Origin of the sequence: Neptuniibacter sp. QD34_54, assembly GCF_047778055.1 — a bacterium.
GTDB lineage: Bacteria > Pseudomonadota > Gammaproteobacteria > Pseudomonadales > Balneatricaceae > Neptuniibacter.
This window is the reverse complement of the sequence record NZ_CP180546.1, coordinates 2297025-2317625: the sequence shown is the minus strand read 5'-3', so window position 1 is coordinate 2317625 and position 20601 is coordinate 2297025. Positions and strand designations below refer to the sequence as shown.

General features: G+C 43.5%; 18 protein-coding genes. 9 read left to right on the top strand and 9 right to left on the bottom strand.

Features of this window, described 5'->3' with window-relative positions; genetic code table 11:
* Positions 1-26: 26 nt before the first annotated feature.
* The 3 genes from ACMXYP_RS10535 to ACMXYP_RS10525 all read right to left on the bottom strand — a co-directional run bounded on the left by ACMXYP_RS10535 (position 27) and on the right by ACMXYP_RS10525 (position 2862).
* Positions 27-1235, bottom strand: a complete 1209-nt coding sequence (locus ACMXYP_RS10535; RefSeq protein WP_415881601.1) for an ABC transporter substrate-binding protein — start codon at positions 1233-1235, stop codon at positions 27-29.
* Positions 1236-1303: 68 nt separating this feature from the next.
* Complete coding sequence (locus ACMXYP_RS10530) at positions 1304-2056, bottom strand: ABC transporter ATP-binding protein (RefSeq protein ID WP_415881600.1); 753 nt, start codon at positions 2054-2056, stop codon at positions 1304-1306.
* Complete coding sequence (locus ACMXYP_RS10525) at positions 2053-2862, bottom strand: ABC transporter ATP-binding protein (protein ID WP_415881599.1); 810 nt, start codon at positions 2860-2862, stop codon at positions 2053-2055. The genes ACMXYP_RS10530 and ACMXYP_RS10525 overlap by 4 nt, the downstream gene beginning before the upstream one ends.
* 190 nt (positions 2863-3052) lie before the next feature.
* Between ACMXYP_RS10525 and ACMXYP_RS10520 the strand changes: the two genes are divergently transcribed.
* Together ACMXYP_RS10520 and ACMXYP_RS10515 are read left to right on the top strand one after the other, a co-directional pair.
* Entirely contained in the window at positions 3053-6016 is a 2964-nt protein-coding gene (locus tag ACMXYP_RS10520; protein ID WP_415881598.1) for a cache domain-containing protein, read from the top strand.
* Positions 6013-6723 carry a response regulator transcription factor gene (locus tag ACMXYP_RS10515; protein WP_415881597.1) on the top strand — a complete coding sequence of 237 codons (711 nt, stop codon included), beginning with the start codon at positions 6013-6015 and terminating at the stop codon, positions 6721-6723. The genes ACMXYP_RS10520 and ACMXYP_RS10515 overlap by 4 nt, the downstream gene beginning before the upstream one ends.
* Before the next feature lie 60 nt (positions 6724-6783).
* On the opposite strand, the gene ACMXYP_RS10510 is transcribed toward ACMXYP_RS10515, so the two are convergent.
* Together ACMXYP_RS10510 and ACMXYP_RS10505 are read right to left on the bottom strand one after the other, a co-directional pair.
* A complete protein-coding gene (locus ACMXYP_RS10510; protein WP_415881596.1) occupies positions 6784-8832 on the bottom strand; it encodes a methyl-accepting chemotaxis protein in 2049 nt (682 codons plus the stop codon).
* A gap of 238 nt (positions 8833-9070) precedes the next feature.
* Positions 9071-9418 carry a hypothetical protein gene (locus ACMXYP_RS10505; RefSeq protein ID WP_415881595.1) on the bottom strand — a complete coding sequence of 116 codons (348 nt, stop codon included), beginning with the start codon at positions 9416-9418 and terminating at the stop codon, positions 9071-9073.
* Positions 9419-9994: 576 nt separating this feature from the next.
* On the opposite strand from ACMXYP_RS10505, the gene ACMXYP_RS10500 reads away from it, so the two are divergent.
* Both ACMXYP_RS10500 and phaR read left to right on the top strand, forming a co-directional pair.
* On the top strand, positions 9995-10252 hold the full coding sequence (locus ACMXYP_RS10500; protein ID WP_415881594.1) for a DUF6489 family protein: 258 nt from the start codon (positions 9995-9997) through the stop codon (positions 10250-10252).
* Between the two features lie 54 nt (positions 10253-10306).
* Entirely contained in the window at positions 10307-10783 is a 477-nt protein-coding gene (gene phaR, locus ACMXYP_RS10495) for a polyhydroxyalkanoate synthesis repressor PhaR (protein ID WP_415881593.1), read from the top strand.
* A gap of 40 nt (positions 10784-10823) precedes the next feature.
* Here phaR and speD read toward each other — a convergent pair whose 3' ends face one another.
* The 4 genes from speD to ACMXYP_RS10475 all read right to left on the bottom strand — a co-directional run bounded on the left by speD (position 10824) and on the right by ACMXYP_RS10475 (position 14774).
* Entirely contained in the window at positions 10824-11633 is an 810-nt protein-coding gene (speD, locus tag ACMXYP_RS10490) for an adenosylmethionine decarboxylase (RefSeq protein ID WP_415881592.1), read from the bottom strand.
* Positions 11634-11777: 144 nt separating this feature from the next.
* Positions 11778-12845, bottom strand: coding sequence for a class III poly(R)-hydroxyalkanoic acid synthase subunit PhaC (phaC, locus tag ACMXYP_RS10485; protein ID WP_415881591.1), 1068 nt, complete (start codon positions 12843-12845; stop codon positions 11778-11780).
* On the bottom strand, positions 12842-13831 hold the full coding sequence (locus ACMXYP_RS10480) for a poly(R)-hydroxyalkanoic acid synthase subunit PhaE (RefSeq protein ID WP_415881590.1): 990 nt from the start codon (positions 13829-13831) through the stop codon (positions 12842-12844). The genes phaC and ACMXYP_RS10480 overlap by 4 nt, the downstream gene beginning before the upstream one ends.
* A gap of 67 nt (positions 13832-13898) precedes the next feature.
* Entirely contained in the window at positions 13899-14774 is an 876-nt protein-coding gene (locus tag ACMXYP_RS10475) for a LysR family transcriptional regulator (protein WP_415881589.1), read from the bottom strand.
* Between the two features lie 197 nt (positions 14775-14971).
* Between ACMXYP_RS10475 and leuC the strand changes: the two genes are divergently transcribed.
* The 5 genes from leuC (at position 14972) to ACMXYP_RS10450 (ending at position 20571) form a co-directional block, all read left to right on the top strand.
* The gene (gene leuC, locus ACMXYP_RS10470) at positions 14972-16390 is read left to right on the top strand and encodes a 3-isopropylmalate dehydratase large subunit (protein ID WP_415881588.1); all 1419 of its coding nucleotides are present in this window, start codon (positions 14972-14974) and stop codon (positions 16388-16390) included.
* 17 nt (positions 16391-16407) lie between these two features.
* Positions 16408-17055 carry a 3-isopropylmalate dehydratase small subunit gene (gene leuD / locus ACMXYP_RS10465; RefSeq protein ID WP_415881587.1) on the top strand — a complete coding sequence of 216 codons (648 nt, stop codon included), beginning with the start codon at positions 16408-16410 and terminating at the stop codon, positions 17053-17055.
* A gap of 57 nt (positions 17056-17112) precedes the next feature.
* Positions 17113-18192: a 3-isopropylmalate dehydrogenase gene (leuB, locus tag ACMXYP_RS10460; RefSeq protein ID WP_415881586.1), complete on the top strand. Its 1080-nt coding sequence runs from the start codon at positions 17113-17115 to the stop codon at positions 18190-18192.
* Between the two features lie 167 nt (positions 18193-18359).
* Positions 18360-19475, top strand: coding sequence for an aspartate-semialdehyde dehydrogenase (gene asd, locus ACMXYP_RS10455; protein WP_415881585.1), 1116 nt, complete (start codon positions 18360-18362; stop codon positions 19473-19475).
* Positions 19476-19548: 73 nt separating this feature from the next.
* Entirely contained in the window at positions 19549-20571 is a 1023-nt protein-coding gene (locus tag ACMXYP_RS10450) for an aspartate-semialdehyde dehydrogenase (protein WP_415881584.1), read from the top strand.
* The last annotated feature ends 30 nt before the right edge of the window (positions 20572-20601 follow it).

The window sequence follows — 20601 nt, the reverse complement described above, 5'->3', positions numbered from 1 at the left end:
ATAGCATTTGCCACCACGCATTTTTCTTATGAGAAGTTGCACTGAGGTAGCATTGGGCTGTAAGCCTCATCTGCTGGAATAACCTTCAGTACTTTGTAGATGTCGTTTTGATCTTTACGCTCGGCTGCTTTCTTAATCTCTACATACAGCATGTCGTGTACCATACGGCCGTCTGGACGTAGAGTTGCATTACGTGCGAAGAAGTCTTCAGGTTTTGTCTCTTTCATCTTCTTAGCGATCGCTTCTGCGTTATCGCTGCCTACCGCTTTTACTGCATTTAGATAGTGAGTTGTTACCGAGTAAACACCTGCGTGAATCATGCTTGGAATAGCGCCGTGACGCTCTTCAAAACGTTGACTCCACTGACGTGTTTTCTCATCCATGTCCCAGTAGAATCCAGACGTTAAGCGCATACCGCCAGCAACATCTGCATCCATCGCTTGAGCGTTTGGTGTAAATACCAATAGGCCAGCAACATCCATCTCTTGAGTTAGACCAAATTCAGTGGCTGTTTTAAGTGCGTTTACTGTGTCGTTACCAGCATTCGCTAGTGCAACTACATCCGCACCAGAAGCCTGAGCCTGAAGAACATAAGAGGAGAAGTCTGTTGTGCCTAGTGGCGCACGAATAGTGCCAACAACTTCACCACCGTTTTCTTTGATGACCTTGGATGCAACACCTTCTAGGGCGTGACCAAAACTGTAGTCAGCTGTGATGAAGAACCATTTCTTCTTACCCGCTTGAACCATTGGCTTTACAGTGCCGTTTGCTAGGGCAACAACGTTGTAAGTCCAGTGAACGTTGTAAGGGTTACAGCTCTTGGTTGTGAAAGTGTTGGATGCTGAGCCAGAGATCAGTGTTAGCTTTTTAGCATTCAGGTTAACTTTTGATACTGCGCCAGATACCGCAGAAGAAACTAAGCCACCGATTGCATCAACGTCTTCAGCTTCTACCCACTTACGCGCAATAGAAGAGGCTATATCTGGTTTTAGCTGCGAGTCAGCTGTAACTAGTTCGATCTCTTGTCCAAGTGCCTTACCACCAAAATCTTCAATCGCCATCTCTGCTGCGGTTACACAACCTTGACCACAAATGTCGGCATATGTGCCACCCATATCTGCCAAAATGCCCAGCTTAATTTTGCCGTCAGATTCTGCCAGTGTAGCACCTGAAACTGTTGTAGCCATTGCGCCTGTGATAACTGCTGAGATTAGTGATTTTTTAAATGTCTTCATTGACTCGCTCCAGTTGCCGTACCTTCTACTCAAAGGCCGTATCTATGTTGTTTTTATTCTTTAAAGGCTTAAACACCGAGGTAGGTATTTAATAAATCTGTTTTAGCTTCGAGTTCATGAGCATGAACTTCTTCAACGATGTGGCCGTGCTCCATCACGTAGTGGCGGTCAGCAATAGGCGCTGCAAAGCGGAAGTTTTGCTCGACTAGCAGAATGGTTAATCCTCTCTCTTTGAGGAGACTAAGAACCTCGCCCAGTTTCTGCACAATGACGGGGGCGAGGCCCTCAGTAATTTCATCCAGCAATAGGATGTTTGCGCCAGTACGCAAAATTCTTCCTAGGGCAAGCATCTGTTGCTCACCACCAGATAAACGTGTGCCTTGACTGGCTTTGCGTTCGTAAAGGTTTGGGAATATTTCGTAGATCTCTTCCACACTCATGCCGTCAGAACGTACTTGAGGTGGCAGCATGAGGTTTTCTTCAACATTAAGGCTGGAGAAAATGCCGCGCTCTTCCGGGCAAAAACCTAGGCCTAAACGGGCAATCTTATGTGCTGGCAGGGACATAGTTTCTTCGCCATTGACCACAATGTTGCCGGTACGTTTGCCGACCATGTTCATGATGGCTTTGAGGGTGGTAGAGCGACCTGAACCGTTACGGCCCAATAGGGTTACTAATTCACCTTGGTTTACTGTTAGGTCGATGCCATGCAGAATATGTGACTCGCCATAAAAGGCGTGTAGATTATTAATACGAAGCTTTTCGCGCTGATTACCATGAACAGCTTCGTGTTTGGTCTGTAAGTTAACGGCCTGATTCATACCACAGCCTCCGCTTCTTGTTTTGCTTGTTCAGCTTCAACTTCTTCGGCTGCAGTGCCCATATAAGCTTCACGGACACGTGGGTCTGCGGAAACAGTGTCGTAATCACCCTCGGTTAAGATGGCGCCTCGTTGTAGCACGGTGATGCGATCTGCAAGTTTGGAAACCACATGTAAGTTGTGTTCAACCATCAAAATGGTGCGGTTGGCAGAGACTTTTTTGATTAGGTCGGTCACTACATCGACATCTTCGTGCCCCATGCCTTGTGTCGGCTCATCAAGCAGCATCAATTCAGGCTCTAAGGCCAGTGTGGTTGCGATCTCTAGAGCACGCTTGCGGCCATAAGGCAGGTCAACGGTAACGCTGTTGGCAAAACTCTCTAAACCTACAGATTCGAGAAGCTCTAAAGCGCGCGCATTTAAATGGTTGAGAATTTTTTCAGAACGCCAAAAGTGAAAGCTATTGCCTTCTTTGCGCTGCAGGGCAATACGAACGTTTTCTAGAACCGTTAAGTGCGGAAAAACAGCAGAGATTTGAAAAGAACGGACAACCCCTTTGCGTGCTATCGCTGCAGATTGCATCGAGGTGATATCTTCATTGTTAAACAAGATCTGACCGTTCGTTGGTTGCAAAAATTTGGTCAGTAAATTGAATACGGTGGTCTTACCAGCGCCATTAGGGCCGATAAGGGCGTGAATGTGTCCTCGTTGAATCTTTAGATTGACATCATCAACCGCAGTAAAGCCTTTAAAGGCTTTGGTCAGATCCCGAGTTTCCAGAATGAAGTCTTGATTAGGCTGAGTCATCGTGGCGCTACTCTTTTCTTTGAATGACCTTTTCTGCTACCGCTTCAGATAGGTGATTCTCGATTTTTGTTTTTATGTGGCATCCAGATTAATGGAGAAAGTTTGCTTAACTATTTTTGTAATCTAACGAAATGTAACAAGTCGCCGTTGTAATTCCGGTTTGTGTTACATTCGATATAAAGAAATACTGTTGTATGAAGCAGTTATCTCTCATGGAGGGGAGAGTTGTGTTTGTAACATCAACGAGATAGTAGATTCGATGTATCGCCGTTCACCTATTACTATTCGCTTGTTCTTAATGCTATTAGCGCTAATCGGTAGCATTTTTGCCGCAATTTATTTCTTTACCGTTCCTTTGATTAAACAGAATGTTTTCAATCTTGAATTGAATTCCAACCGCCAGGTTTTGAACATTGTTTATGATCTTGCTAATCGAATGTATGCAGGGACGGAACGTTACGTAGATAACACCCTTAAATCTCATGAACAGCGTTTGGGCTCTGTTCTTGATATAGCCGAAAACCATATTCATCTTGCGCTGCGTGATGGTAGGCAAAGTGGTTTAAGCGACGCGGAAATATGGGAGAAGGTATTTACAGACCTTCGCAAGTTTCAATTTGGTAATGGCGATTATATTTGGATCTCAGATTATGACGCTAACCTGATTTCTCACCCGGATGATGCTTACTATCAGCAAAATATGTCAGATGTAAAAGATGCTGATGGCAATCTGATTATTCCAGGGATTCTCTCTCTCGCTTTAACCGACGGTACTGGCTTTTATAAGTACAAATGGAACCGTCTTAATGAAACCGAAGCAATCGATAAATATTCCTATGTAAAACATTACCCAGAATGGGGCTTTGTGATGGGGGCTGGGGTTTATATCGACGATATTCAGCGCGAGGTTGCTGCGCAAAAAGAGCGAGCGATAGCAGAGATAAACCGAGCGCTTAAAGATATTAAAATTGCGCAGAATGGCTATCTTTACGTCTTTGATTCGCAAGGGAATATGCTCTTTCATCCCAACCGAAATATTCATGGGATCAACTTTAAAACGCAGTTAAATCCAGTAACAGGGCTGCCTATCTATCAAGATCTGATGGCAGTGTCAGATACTGGTAAAGAGCTGTATTACAAATGGGATAGACCCGATGATCCAGGGCATTATGAATACGAAAAGCTATCGTTGGTAAGACACTTATCAGGGTTTGATTGGTATATAAGCTCGTCGGTGTATCTGGACGACTTAAAAGCAAGCTCGGTACAAATCAGTCAGCGCATTATGGCAATGGGCTTTTTTGGTCTGTTGGCGTCTATTGTTGCGGTATTTATCTTTGCCGAGTGGTTAACTTCTCCCATTAAATCTCTTTCGCAGACGGCGTATAAAATCAGCCGTGGTGATCTATCTGCGAAAACAGGTATCTCTCGAAATGATGAGCTTGGTATCTTGGCTGAATCATTCGACTACATGGTCGATCGCTTACGGGGAAATATTAACAACCTGAATAGCCGCGTGAATGAACGCACCAAAGAGTTATCAGAATCGAATAGTCGTTTATTAGAAGCAGTTAACTCCCTGCAAACTACGCAAGACGAATTGCGTGCAGTCGAGACTCGACAGCGTTTGATTCTAGATGCACTACCAGCTCAGGTGGCTTACCTCGATAACCAACTACGTTATGTGTTTGCAAACCGTCAGTACCGAGAGATGTTTGATCAAACCAAAGAGGGGATTGTTGGTAAAACTTTTGAAGACGTAGTCGGCGAAGATATGAATCAGGCTCTGCAGCCGTATATTGCCAAAGCGATGCAGGGTGAGACGCCGGTGTACGAATATCGGCTTAATGATCACGGTAAAGATATTTTAACTCGTCGTACTGTGCTGCCATTTTATAACGTACGCAAAGAAGTCGAAGGGATGTTAACTCTCTCTATCGATATTACGCATGAGCGTGAAGTAGAACAGCGTATGGCTGAGGCGAGCAAGATGAAAGCGGTTGGGCAGATGTCGGGTGGTCTAGCCCATGACTTCAATAACCTACTTACGATCATTCTGGGCAATCTTCTCGAGCTGCAAGGAAAACACGATCTACCTAAGCATCTGCAGCAGCATCTCACCCCAGCGGTAAGAGCGACTCGAAGAGGGGCGGATATGACGAAACGTTTGTTAGCGTTCTCACGACGTCAGCCGCTTAAGCCTAGCTATGTGCAACCTGAACAGCTTATCAACGATTTAGTCGGTCTATTGGCTGCGCCTCTGCCCGAAAATATTCAGCTAAGAACTCAAATTAAACCAAACCTGCCTGCTGTCTATGTTGATAGCGCTCAAATGGAAGATGCCTTGGTAAATTTAGCGCTTAATTCGGCTGATGCAATGCCTAAGGGTGGGGAGTTGTGCTTAATGGTATCCGCGGTTAGTTCAGATAGCAGAGAAGTTCAGCAAGCTTCGTGGGACGAAGAGGTGGTTTCAGGCGAGTATGTATTACTTAGCGTGATAGATACGGGTGAAGGTTTTAGTGATGAAGCCTTAGATAAGGCTTGTGAGCCATTTTTTACTACCAAAGGCACCGGTGCAGGATCAGGCTTAGGTTTGAGTATGGTTTACGGGTTTGTAAAACAATCTAAGGGTTATTTCAGAATTCAAAATCGCGCTCATTACCATCATGGTCAAGTAGGCGCGAGAATTGATCTGTTGTTAGGTGCGATGGAGCAACAGAGTCCGCAGGCAACCCAAACCACAAAAACAGTTGAGGGAATCGATCGGGCGGAGATCACTGAAAGTTCTCTTATCTTATTAGTTGAGGACGATGCCGATGTGCGTCAGTTGGTTCGTGGGCAATTAAGGTCGATGGGCTTTTCCGTAGTTGAAGCGACTAGTGGTGATGAGGCCTTAGCTATGCTGACAGGTTTATCGGATTTGGCTGGTGTTGTAAGTGATGTTGTGATGCCGGGAGCTGCGACGGGTTATGATGTTGCGACAGCAGTGAATATGATTTTCCCTAGGGCATTTGTTGTAATTATGACAGGTTACAGTGAACAGCCATCCAAGCTCGAGTTTGAATATAGCTTGATTCAAAAACCTTTCGATGCTGAAACCTTAGAAAGAAAAATAGTGCCTTGCCTAAAAGAACATAATCAGGAGAGCAGATGATGACAGATGTCAGCACCCCGTTGATCTATGTAATTGAAGACGAAGTGGATCTAGGCCAACTCATTTGCACGACCCTACAGGGCTTTCGTTACCAAGCTAAACCTTTCACAAACGGTGAAGCGGCTCTTGTTGAGATAGGCTGGGCGAAACCAGATATCTGCATTGTGGATCTTAACCTGCCCGATATGGATGGTATGGAGTTAGTTAAGAAGCTTGATGAAGATGAGGTAGGGGTTATCATTGTTTCAGGTCGTGATGGGCTGACTGATAGGATTTTAGGGTTAGAGTTTGGTGCTGATGACTATATCACTAAGCCATTTGAGCCAAGAGAACTTGTAGCTCGTGTTCAGAGTTTACTGCGTCGTATTCGTAAAAAGAAAAACTTGGTGATAGATACGCCAACCAAAGCTCGCTTTGGGCAATGGGTCTACCAACCTGATTCGTTGAGTTTAAAGCATGCACATAAGCCCGCTGAATCTTTAAGCCGGGCTGAGGGTGATATGTTGCTAGCGTTGTTAAAGCATCCCTTCCAAATACTTTCGCGGGATCAGCTATTAGGCGAAAACTGTGTTCCCTATGATCGTAGTATTGATGTGAGAATGTCGAGGTTACGTAAAAAAATAGAAGAAGATCCTCAACAGCCCGCGTTTATCAAAACAGTTTATGGGGCGGGGTACATGTTTACTTCTGAAGTGCGCTGGGAATAATTGATTGTGAAAATAAAAAAGGGAGCTAATTTTAGCTCCCTTTTTGTTGATTCGAAACAATTAAACCTTGAACAATGCGATTACGCGTTTCAGTTCTTGTCCTGCATTTCCTAATTCATTGATTGCTGAATTCATTTGCTGACTAGAGTTAGCTGTCTCTTGAGCGATACTACTAATACTTTCAACGTTACGACTAATGTCTTCACTCACAGAAGTTTGCTCTTCTGCCGCAGAGGCAATTTGAGCGCTAGCATCAGAGATATTCGCAACAGAATCCGTAATGGAAGTTAGTGCTTGGCCGGCTTGACTGGTCATATCGACGCTGTTCTGGACTTTGTTATTGCTTTTTTCCATACGATCAACAGCACTTCGAGTATTACCTTGTAGGCGCTCGATCATCTCTCTGATCTCTGTTGTTGATGAAGCTGTTTGTTGAGCTAGATTTCGAACTTCATCAGCAACAACGGAGAACCCTCGACCTGCTTCACCTGCGCGTGCTGCTTCAATGGCGGCATTGAGCGCTAGTAGGTTGGTTTGTTCAGCAATGTTTTGGATTACATCCATAACGGTGCCAATGGCATTACTGTTATTTTCAACCTGTTCGATCATGTTTGTCAGTTCATTAACCTCAGAGGATATGCCCTGAATAGATTCAACAACTTCTTGTACTAGATTATCGCCATGATCTGCTTCGTTGTTTGCACGCTGTGTTTGTTCCGCTGTGGCGGCGGCATTACGAGCAACTTCTTCAGAAGTAGAGGTCATCTCTGAAATTGCTGCTGCAACCATCTCTGTTTCTTGTTGCTGGCGGTTGATATCAACATTCAAACGATCAATACCAGACGAAACTGTACCCAGATGGTTTTGAATAGTATTCATGGTTGTATTCAATTCGCCTGTTACTTTGCGTAAACCAGCAATTGTCTTCTTGGCACTTCGACTTAATTTGTGTATCTCGTTGTGAGTCTCATCACTGTCACCCATATCGGTATCAATATGAGTAGTTAAGTCGCCTTGGCCAATAGCCTGCATATAATTACAGATGGTATCGATTGGCTGTAATTTTATTCTCAATGTAATGAATAAAAGCCCAGCAATTAGAAGCGCGCAAAGAACAGAGAGAACAATCATCTCAAGGCGAAGCTTCTCACTTTCAGTCAGAAATTCTTCAGTTGCAGCTCCTGCAACGATAGCCCAGTTGAAGCTGGAAACCTGAGAATAAGCAATCAACTTGTCTTTGATGTCACCATCCTCATGGGTAAAGGAAATATGAGTGAATCCGTGGTCGTTGCTGCTAATTGTATCAAGCAAGCTGTTGCCGCTTTCCGATACCTCAGTAAGATTTTTGCCTTTAGCGAAAGGGTGTAAAAGCAACTGACCAAATTGAGCGCCTTGTTTCAGATTGACGATGTAAGCAAAACCAGTTTCACCAATTTTTAGATCGGAGATTGTTTTTTGTAAGGCTGCTAGTCGCTCAGTGTAATCAAAGCCTACGTATAGAATACCGATGACCTTACCTTGAGTATCTTTGAATGGAATATATTTGGTCATGTAGTCACGGCCAAATAGATGCGCTGGGCCACTATATTCTTCGCCATTTATTAGCTTTTGATAACCAGGGTGCTTTTTACCAAGCATTGTACCGAAAGCTCGGCTACCGTCTGTTTTGCGTAGGGACGTGCTAACACGTAAAAAATCATCTTCTACGCGCATAAAGATGGTCGCGGTACCACCTGTCATACTTGTGAATTGATCAGGTTTGGAAAAATTCTGTGTGACTGTTTCGTAGTCATGGAGAAGTGTCGGAACTGTAAATTTACCAACTTTAACCTGATTTAGATCGTCGATAAGCATATCACCAGGAAACATCTGGATAAAAACATCGGCAATCTGATTTGTTTGCAGTTGTAATGTCTGATTAAAAAAGTCGATGTTTTTAGCTAATTGATCGACTTGTTGATCAAGTGAATGCTCGACATTTTTTATGAAGCCTTTGTCTACTTCGTGATTGACAAACATAGACAAAGCCGTAAATACGGCAAATACAATTAATAAAACAATAATGGCTAGTTGATTAACAATCGACGCGTGTCGAAAAAATGATGGCATGCGAACTACCTCAATGGCTGGGCCAAAGTAAATGCTTTGAGTTATCTCAGGCAAGGAGCCTTAAATTCTACATAACTATATGCTCATGTAGTCTCAAAGCAACTCTATAGCGGGCAAAAAGTGCTTATGTACTATAGAAAGGTAATGCAATTATTTAAAAAATCCTACAAAGGTATGAATGTTTTAATATTTTCTTCGCCTAGTTATAAGATAATGATTCTTAATTGTTTTTATGGGGCTAGTTTAGAATGTCTTGTTTCATTTCGTTAAACTTTTCAGGCGTTAGATCAAGATCTACTACAGGCACTTTGTCGGTTACACGACGCCCTTCTGGGTTCAAACGTCTAGAGTAAACCAGTTCCATTTCAGCAGTGGTCGCAGCGGTATTTTTTTTGCGCCTGTCGACCATGGATTTGCGTCTTTCATTACCTTTGTAACTAGTAGAATTATGTTCGATGATCCATTCTCCAGCATGGAGAAGAGTAGGGAGGCTTGGGCTTACTTTTCCTTGATCTGGACAAGCCCAGTAGTAAACAAACTTAAAATTATCGAGATCTTTAATTAGCTTTAGAGGACTACGAGACATCTAATACATTCCTTGTAATAAGAGATTGATAAAGCCTGTTTACATCCATAGGTAGGCTTTGTGGGCGTATATTAATCGCCCTGATTATGCGCACAATGATACTTTGATAATAGAGGATAGCCAATTAGGAAAAATTCCTAATTTGTTAAGGGATTTATATCACTGACTCCTTATTATTCTTTAGGCTTAGGTATCTCTGTGCATGAGTGCTCAATATAAACGATTTATTGCAAATTATTTTGGAAACACAATGAGTCCAAGCCTTTGACCAATCTTTAGTCTTGCTGTCTGTAAGTATTGGCCTATCTCTAGAAAGCCTTTCAAGACCGCAATCCACGGGGGCTGCTAAACTGTAGCAATAACGTTTAAGTGGAGTGTCAGTGTTTTGTGGTGTCCTTGCTTAAGATAAATCTGGCTTATTTTTTATTTGCTCTGAGGCTTTAGGTTTCTAACTTCCGACAATTAAAAACTATTTTCGTGGAAAAGCGCAGCAAAAGTATTGATTTGAAAATTTTGCACCGCCGAAGTTTTACTATAGGATTAGGGTATTATTCTGCTTGCTTAAGGAGTCGGGGTGTGAAGTTCAAAATCGATATTGATATGTCGCCGGAAGAACTGCGTAAAGTTCTGGGTTTACCAGATGTGCAGAAATTTCAGCAAGATATGATGGATAAGATCACTGAACAGATGGATGCTGGTGCGGAAGGGTATGATCCATTGACGTTGTTCAAACCTTACCTAAACAGTGGCCTCGGTTCTATGGAAGCACTGCAAAAAATAATGATGGGTCTTATGACCTCGGGCTATGGTAGCTCTGATAATAAAAAAGACTGATCAAGGTGAAGTGATCAGTTAAACCAAGGGAATGATACGAGAGAGAAAAGTACATTGCGTATTCTAAGAAAATATACAAATCGCCGTTTGTACGATACCTCGCGCAGCTGTTACGTCACGTTAGATGATGTAAAGCAATTGGTACTCAATGGTGAAGCCTTTAAAGTTGAAGATTCTAAAACTGGAAATGATCTGACAAGAAATATTCTATTGCAGATCATTAGTGAGCAAGAAGCGCAAGGACATGGCACTCTATTGACAAATCAGGTACTGCAACAATTGATCCGTTTTTATGGTGACAGTATGCAGGGTATGATGAGTCAATACCTTGAGCAGAGTATTGCTTCTTTCCTTGAGCATCAGGATCGAATTCGAGATCAGATGCAGACGATGATGGGCGCAGCGAACCCGCTCACTATGATGAACCGCATCGCGGATCAAAATATGCAGATGTGGGGAATGTTCAAGCCGGGTGAAGGCCCAGAGCATCAGCAGCATTCATCAGAATCAGACCCTAAAAAAGATCAGTAATAAAAAAGGCCGCTAAGCGGCCTTTTTTATATCAGAGACTTTACTTCATATCTGGCATATTACGGCCATAAAAAATTTCATTCATCTCTTTAGATAACCGCTCGGTGATCTGTTGAACTTCCGCTTCTGGAAGCTCCTCTTTTGTAGTACCAAAGAGATAAGTATTCAAATCTACATCTTTCAACATCATCTTAGTGTGAAAGATATTTTCCTGATAAACATTCACATCAAGCATCTGATAATGATCATGAATATCGGACGTGAAGAAATTCTGAATAGAGTTAATATCATGGTCGATATAGTGCTTGATGCCATGAATGTCTCGAGTAAATCCACGGACACGATAATCTACCGTCACGATATCCGATTCCAGACGGTGAATCAGATAGTTCAGTGCTTTTAGAGGCGAGATAATGCCGCAAGTCGACACTTCGATATCTGCACGGAAAGTACAGATTCCATCATCTGGATGCGCTTCTGGATAAGTGTGCACGCAGATATGACTCTTATCTAAGTGAGCTACAACCGAATCCGGCATAGGGCCTGGCTTTTCTGTGGTATCTACGGATTCTGAATCTTTAATCGGTTCTTCGGCGACTAGAATCGTAACGCTAGCCCCTTGAGGGTCATAATCTTGTCGTGCAACATTTAATATATTTGCACCAATAATGTCACAACATTCGCTTAAAATTTCAGTTAAACGGTCGGCACTATATTGTTCATCGATGTACTCGATGTATTCCGCTTTTTGCTCAGGTGTTTGTGCATAGCAGACGTCATAGATACAGAAGCTTAAACTTTTAGTTAGATTGTTAAAGCCCTGTAGCTTAATTTTGTCATTAGTCGCCAAGGTGGTTAGCTCCAAGTGAGGACTACTATATTTTGACGCGGATTTTAGTCGACAAATTCACTCTGAGAAAGAAAAAAATCACGCTTAATGAGGTGAAAATTACTAATACAGGCAAAAAAGTGGGGAATAGGAGAGAACGGGGGATTAGTCCCGTTCTGATAGCCAATCTACGATAGCAGGTGCTACTTGGGTTTGTGATTTCCCAGAAACGAAAACACCGATGTGCCCACCTTTTACTTCCAGCTCTGTGTAATCATTGGTTTTTACATGCTCGGCTAATGCTGTAGAGGCTTTAGGTGGTACTAAATGATCGAAGCTGCCAAATACATTGAGGACTGGTTGCTTGATGTTGCCTAGGTTGACTTGTTTATCGCCGATCATCGCTTCACCTTTTATCAACTTGTTTTGCTGAAAAAACTGAGTAATAAATTGGCGGAAGGCCTCGCCTGCTTGATCAGGGCTATCGTAAATCCACTTTTCCATTCGTAAAAAGCTTAGGGCGCTTTCACGATTTTCTAACTGGTTAGGCATACCCAAGTTTTTCTGTACGCCTAAACGCATCGGCATTAACGAATTATAGGAATCATTCAGCATGCTGCCTGGAATATTGCCATAGGTTTCAACGGCTAGATCAGCGTCAACATATTTTGCTAAATGATAGAGAAGGTTATCTTCGGTCTGAAAATCGACCGGTGTCACCATAGTGATCAAGTTTTTGATCTTCTCTGGATTTAAAGCTGTATAGCACAGGCTAAATGTGCCGCCTTGGCATATGCCTAGAAGGTTAGTTTGATCGGAGCCTGCGTGTTCGCATGTAGCTGCTACACAGTTATTGAGGTACTCATTGATGTAATCATCAAGATCAAGATAGCGATCAGCAGCATCTGGATAGCCCCAATCGATTAGGTAAACATCTAACCCCAGCTCTAATAGACGCTGAAGCATTGAGCGTTTGGCTTCTAGGTCAATCATGTAAGGGCGATTAACCAGTGCATAACAGATCAATAGTGGGGTAGAGCAACGCTTCTCACCCTGGCTTTGGTAGTAGCGTAAACGAAGTTTATCTTCTGTATAAATTACGTCATAAGGCGTGGAGTCGACATCAACTTCTTTTAGCTGCGAAAGCGTATTGTAGCTTTTGAGAAGCTTGCGATTAAATTCAAAAAGTTCCTGAGAGACAACACTAGGGTCAAGATTAAAGCCGTTCATCATTTAGTCCCCTTAGCTTGTTTTTTCAAAGCGGTGACTTCTTTCTTAAGAGCTGAGATCTCTTTCTTCAGTTCGGAGATCAGGTCGGTAGTTGCTTGTTCTTTTAATGCCGTTATCTCTTGCTGCATTGCAAGCATTTCTCGGCGATTAACACGCATTTCTTTGCGTAGCTGATGCTGTCTCTGTAAGGCTGTGTCTAGGCCTTTTCTAGTCGCTAAACCCACCGATTGAAAATGCACATCTCGAACATCTTGAGCAAACTTCCGCATCTGCATTAATGCATTACTAATGCGGCCATGAGAGCGTTGGTAATCGTCGGTGAAAACTGTGTCTGAGTACGCTGATTCATAGGCATCTACCCAGATATCATGAAGTTGTTGCAGTGTTGATACCTCATCACCCGCATCCGTCAGCTTATTAAGCATCTGTGTTGATGCGTTCTGATTGATAGAACTGTAATGCTCAATATACTCTTGCAGTGCTTCTTGATATTCAATGGTTAGCTTTGTCGCTTCTCGTATTTGTTGCTGAGTTTCGCGGTTTGTACCAATGATAGGAGTTTCTAAAAGGCTCTTCATGCCACTGGAAAATGGGTTTTCGAAGAGAAGGTCGTCGCGAAAGCTGTGGGTCTTAAATAAAGAAGCGAACTGTTCTGGCAGCTGCCATTGTTGCATCAGTGCATCGGCAGTCTGCTTTTGCATGTACTTCTGAAACTCATGTACTGCTTGATTGAGGTGTTGTTCTCCACCGTTGCGGTACTGGTTTAATAGCTCTTCGCCGTATTGAGTAAAATTCTTAGATTGAGCGCCGAGGATGTCGAGCATTTGAGCAAATTGCTCAGGCGCTTCTTGTTTGAGCGTTTCTTGGCTTTTGCTAAAAAGCTCCGCCCATTCCTGTGGTTGAGGCATTTCTGCACCGGAAGTGATTTTTTTCCAATACTCTTTCTGGGCATCTAACAAGGCTTCGATTGATAAGCCGTTATTTTCCATCAGCCAACTCTCCGATTTTTACTCGATGAAAACTATCTTATTACAACTGGCTTTTGCTTACATCCGCTTATCGCTCATTCCTAAGCATTTCTACTAAATAGTTTGCGGCGTTCGATAAGGTGCGATTGCGGTGGTAGATAATCCCAAGATTTCGATGAACGGGTTCTGAATCTGTTACATCAAGGACACATAAATCATCATTTACTAAACTATCGGGCAAGAGGCTCCAGCCGAGGCCAATGCTGACCATCATTCGAATTGTATCGAGGTAGTTTGTCGACATGCTTACATTCAGTTCGAGTGAGTGCTGCTGGAATAGTTTTTCTACTAGGCTTCGAGTAAATGTATTGCTGCCGGGCAAAATTGCGTTGACCTGATTGAGCTGCTCAAGACTGATCGTATTGCATCCTGCTAAAGGGTGATCTTTCGCTACGACATATCTAAGTACATCATCCCAGATAATCTCCGAATGAATAGAAACATCGGGCTCAGGCGACAAAGTGATTAAAGCGAGTTCTAGGTCGCCTTTAAGGACGCCCTCATAAGCGATCTCTGATTCGGCAAATTCAAGATCGAGCTCTACTTTTGGGCAGGCTTCTGCGTATTGCTTCAATAGAGGTGGAAGTCTGTGCAAGCTAATGTGGTGGCTTGCTGCTAGTTTGAAATTACCAGTGATCTCGCCCGCGTTTAGATTGCTAATTAGCCTTTTCGCATCATCCAGCTGCAGCAAGATATCTTTAGCTCTAGGTAATAGGGCGGTACCTGCTTCCGTCATTGTCACGGTGCGGCCAATCCGATCAAATAGTTTGCTATTTAACTGATCTTCTAATAATGCCACGCGCTTACTTATGGCAGATTGGGTTAGAAAGAGTTGGTCTGCAGCCTTTGAAAATGAACCTGTAGCAGCTACAGCCAAGAATGCTTGCAGTGTATTGGTATCCATAAATTTCTTTCCTGTAACTCTTTCTTTAATACAGTAACCTTCCGAATCTTTATTGTATTCCTATTTGGAATCTAAAGCATAAAAAATATGAATTTGTGTTGTAGTTAAGTGTGCACTAGGATTGCTGCATAAATTAGTTGGCTCAGCAGTTTTGGAAGTGTTGAGCGAATGAAAAGAATAAAGTGAGGTGAGCTTCCATGGCTGGTAAAACGTTATATGACAAGTTGTTCGAATCACATTTGGTTCGTACAAATGATGACGGCAGTTCTTTGATTTATATCGACCGTCAGGTTCTGCACGAAGTAACTTCTCCGCAGGCTTTTGAAGGTCTTCGTATGGCTGGTCGTCAGCCATGGCGTATCGATGCAAACATCGCGACCCCGGATCACAATGTGCCAACAACGGAACGTTCTGGTGGCGTTGATGAGATCGTTGATCCTGTTTCTAAAATTCAGGTAAAAACGCTGGATAGCAACTGTGATGAGTTTGGTATTTTAGAATTTAAGATGAACGATCAGCGTCAAGGTATCGTTCACGTAATGGCGCCAGAACAGGGTGCAATTCTTCCTGGTGTGACAGCTGTTTGTGGTGATTCTCATACAGCAACGCTGGGTGCTCTAGGTGCGCTTGCACATGGTGTTGGTACATCTGAAGTTGAGCATGTGTTGGCAACTCAGTGCCTGATCACTAAGAAAATGAAAAACATGCTTGTGCGCGTTGATGGTGACCTAGGCCTTGGTGTAACGCCGAAAGATGTTGTGTTGCATGTGATTGGTGTGATCGGTACTGCAGGCGGTACGGGTTATGCGATCGAGTTTGGTGGCGATGTTTTCCGTAACATGTCTATGGAAGGCCGTATGACTGTTTGCAACATGGCAATTGAAGCAGGCGCTCGTGTTGGTTTGGTTTCTGTTGATCAGATTACGCTGGATTACGTTGAAGGTCGTCCATTTGCGCCTAAAGGTGAGCAGTGGGATATGGCAGTAGTAGCATGGAAAGATCTAGTGTCTGACGATGATGCTGAGTTCGACGAAGTGGTTGTTATTGACGGCGCTGATATTGAACCTCAGGTGACTTGGGGTACATCTCCAGAGATGGTTGTTGGTGTATCTGCACAAGTACCTAACCCAGCTAACGAAACGGATCAGGTTAAGATTGATGGTATCAATCGTGCACTTGAATATATGGGTTTGAATGCTGATCAGAATATTACTGATATCAAACTTGATCGTGTATTCATCGGTTCTTGTACAAATTCCCGTATTGAGGATCTACGTGACGCTGCGAAAGTGGTTGAAGGTCGTAAAGTGGCTGACAACATCATTCAAGCATTGGTTGTACCGGGATCTGGTTTGGTAAAAGAGCAAGCTGAGAAAGAAGGCTTGGATAAGATCTTTACTGCTGCAGGTCTAGAATGGCGTGAGCCTGGTTGCTCTATGTGCTTGGCAATGAATCCAGATAAATTGGGTAATGGTGAGCACTGTGCATCTACTTCTAACCGTAACTTCGAAGGCCGTCAGGGTTTCGGTGGTCGTACTCATCTGGTAAGTCCTGCTATGGCTGCAGCTGCTGCAGTAACAGGTCACTTTATCGATGTACGTGAGTTGATTAAGTAAGGTATCAGGAGAGCGACATGAACAAATTTACTTTGCACACAGGTATCGCAGCTCCATTGGATCGTGCCAATGTTGATACCGATATGATTATTCCAAAGCAGTTTTTGAAATCCATCAAGCGTTCTGGTTTCGGTAAGAACTTGTTTGATGAACTGCGCTATCTGGATGAAGGTCAGCCAGACCAAGAATGTACGGGTCGTCCATTAAATGAAGAGTTCGTTTTGAACTTGCCGCGGTACAAAGGCACAAGCGTTCTACTAGCACGCGAAAACTTCGGTTGTGGTTCTAGTCGTGAGCACGCGCCTTGGGCTTTAGATGATTTTGGTATCCGCTCTGTTATCGCGCCAAGCTTTGCTGAAATTTTTTATAACAACTGCTTTAAGAATGGTTTGTTGCCAATCATCTTAAGTGAAGAACAGGTTGATCAGTTATTTAAAGAAGTCGCAGCATCTGAAGGTTACGAGCTAACGGTTGATCTTGAGAATCAGGTTGTTAAGACGCCTTCTGGTGAAGAGATGGCTTTTGAAATTGATGATTTCCGTAAGCACTGCTTGCTTAATGGTTTGGACGATATCGGTCTTACATTGCAGCATGCGGATGATATTAAGGCTTACGAAGAGAAACGTCGTCAATCTGCACCTTGGTTGTTTGACGCAATCAAGTAATCGAATTTAAGAATTAGATAAAAGCCTCTGTATGAGGCAATCGGGAAGGTTATAAGAATGTCTAAAAATGTATTGATTTTGCCGGGTGACGGCATCGGTCCTGAGATTGTTACAGAAGCGCGCCGCGTTTTGGAATTGGTTAACGAGCAAGATAATCTAGGTCTTGAGTTCAGCGAAGCTGACGTAGGTGGTGCTGCCATTGATGCTGCTGGCGTACCTCTGCCAGAAGCAACTCTAAAAGCTGCAAAAGCGTCTGATGCGATTTTGTTGGGTGCAGTGGGTGGTCCTAAGTGGGATACAAACCCTGATTTCCAGATTCGTCCAGAAAAAGGTCTATTGGGTATCCGTTCTCAGCTAGAGCTATTTGGTAACTTGCGCCCAGCAATTCTTTACCCTCAGCTTGCTCACGCATCTACCTTAAAGCCAGAAGTTGTATCTGGTTTGGATATTTTGATCGTTCGTGAATTGACGGGTGGTATCTACTTCGGTCAGCCGCGTGGTATCCGTGAAAAAGAGGGTGGTGTTCGCGAAGGCTATAACACTTACGTTTACGATGAGAATGAGATCCGTCGTATTGGTCGTGTTGCATTTGAAGCTGCGATGGCTCGTGACAAGCGTCTATGTTCTGTAGACAAAGCTAACGTGCTAGAAGTAACTGTGCTATGGCGTGAAATTATGGATGATCTGGCAAAAGAATATCCAGAAGTTGAACTAAGCCACATGTACGTAGATAACGCGGCTATGCAGTTGGTACGTGCGCCTAAACAGTTTGATGTTGTAGTAACAGGGAACATGTTCGGCGATATCTTGTCTGATGCTGCTGCAATGTTGACGGGTTCTATCGGTATGTTGCCGTCTGCGTCTCTAGATGAAAATGGTAAAGGTATGTATGAACCGTGCCACGGTTCTGCGCCTGATATTGCAGGTCAAGGCCTTGCAAACCCATTGGCGACTATTTTGTCTGCTGCAATGATGCTGCGTTATTCTCTAGATGCTGGTGAAGCCGCAGATCGTATCGAAGCGGCAGTAAGTAAAGTTCTAGATCAGAATCTACGTACAGCTGACATCATGTCAGAAGGTATGACTAAAGTGTCTACTTCTGAGATGGGTGATGCAGTGGTTGCTGCTCTGCGATAAATATTAGAAAAATAGTCGTAATCTACTGATGTCTCGGTAGATTACGATAGTCTCAAATGCAGAAATAATGCATAATTGAGCAACTCTGATGCGTTCGGAGTATACGAAAGCTGGTATCGATGGCGGTACCGGCTTTGTTGTTTATATTTGATTATTTGGTGAATTTAATGAAACGTGTAGGTTTTGTTGGCTGGCGTGGAATGGTGGGTTCCGTGCTTATGCAACGCATGATGGAAGAACGTGATTTCGATCATATCGAAGAACCGGTCTTCTTCACCACATCCCAGGTAGGTCAGGCTGGTCCGGATATTGGTAAAGACATTCCAGCACTGAAAGATGCGACATCTATTGAAGATCTAAAACAGATGGATGCCATTATTTCCTGTCAGGGCGGTGACTACACGAAACAGGTTTACGCTGATCTGCGTGCTGCTGGTTGGGAAGGTTACTGGATCGATGCTGCATCTTCTCTACGTATGGATGACAGTGCGATCATCGTGCTTGATCCAGTAAACATGAATGTGATCAAAGACGGTCTGTCTAACGGCATCAAAACTTTCGTAGGTGGTAACTGCACAGTTTCACTGATGTTGATGGGGTTGGGTGGTCTGTTCAATGCGGGTCAGATCGAGTGGATGACCTCCATGACATACCAGGCTGCATCCGGTGGCGGTGCACGTCACATGCGTGAGCTGATCTCTCAGATGGGTATCATCAAAGAGTCTGTTGCTACAGATCTTGCTAACCCAGCATCTGCTATCTTGGATATTGATCGTCAAGTTGCAGAAACTATTCGCAGCGATGCAATGCCTGTAGATAACTTCGGTGTACCGCTTGCGGGTTCTTTGATCCCTTGGATCGATACTAAACTGGATAATGGCCAAAGCCGTGAAGAGTGGAAAGCGTTTGCTGAAACTAACAAAATTCTAGGTTTGGGTGAAAGCCCAATTCCAATTGATGGTACTTGTGTGCGTATTGGCGCGATGCGTTGTCATAGCCAGGCATTCACGATTAAGCTGAAGCAAAATGTTCCAATGGATGAGATCGAGTCAATGCTGGCAGAAGCAAATGACTGGGTTAAAGTTATTCCTAACGAGCGTGATATTACTGCTCAGGAACTTACACCAGCTAAAATTACAGGCACATTGAATGTTCCTGTAGGTCGTCTTCGTAAGATGAACCTAGGGGACGAATATCTAAACGCGTTTAGCGTTGGTGACCAGCTATTATGGGGTGCGGCTGAACCGCTGCGCCGTATGCTGAGAATTCTGTTAGAAGACTAATAAATCAGTCTTTAATTAAGAATATTGACCAGCCCGACTTAGTTCGGGCTGGTTTGCTTTTGGGGAAACGAAAATGAGTCAAGGTTTTAATATTGCTGTTGTTGGCGCAACAGGCATGGTTGGTGAAGCAATTCTAGAAATTCTAGAGCAGCGTGAATTTCCTGTAGAGAATCTGTATTTGGTAGCAAGTGAAAACAGTGCCGGAAAGCAGATTCAGTTCAATGACAAGAACTATAAAGTCGAAGCGATAGAAGATTTTGATTTTTCTCAGGCTCAGATTGCCTTTTTTACTGCTGGAGCTGCAGTCTCAGAAGAGTATGCACAGATGGCTGCAGATCAGGGCTGTATCGTTATAGATAACACATCATGTTTTCGTTATGACTATGATGTGCCGTTAGTAGTGCCAGAAGTAAATCCTGAAGCTGTAGCCGAATATCCGAATAGAGGGATTATTGCAAATCCTAACTGTTCCACAATACAGATGCTTTTAGCGGTTGCTCCAATTCATCGTCATGCTTCCGTTAAGCGTATCAATGTTGCAACTTATCAGGCGGTATCTGGTAGCGGTAAGAGTGGCGTGGAAGAGTTGGCTGGTCAGACTGCTAGGCTACTAAATGCGCAAACGCCTGAGAGTAAGGTCTACCCTAAGCAGATTGCGTTTAATGTGTTACCACAGATCGATGCGTTGCAAGATAATGGTTATACCCGCGAAGAGATGAAAATGGTTTGGGAGACACAGAAAATCCTTGGTGATGAAGGTGTCATGGTCAACCCAACTTGCGTTCGTGTACCGGTTTTCTTTGGTCATAGTGCAGCAGTGCATATCGAGTGCTGGGATCCAATTAGTGCTGAAGAAGTGCGAGAGCTATTGGGTCATTCTGCTGGTGTAGAGGTGGTTGATGATCAGGAAGAGGGTGGTTACGCGACTGCTGTAACAGATGCGGCTAAAAACGATGAGGTGTTCATTAGTCGTATTCGCGAAGATATTTCCTGTGAAAATGCTATAAATTTATGGGTGGTTGCCGATAATGTGCGTAAAGGAGCTGCTCTAAATAGCATTCAAATAGCTGAGATTTTGATCCAACAGTATATTTAGATCGATTTTTTAAGAGGAAATACAAACAGT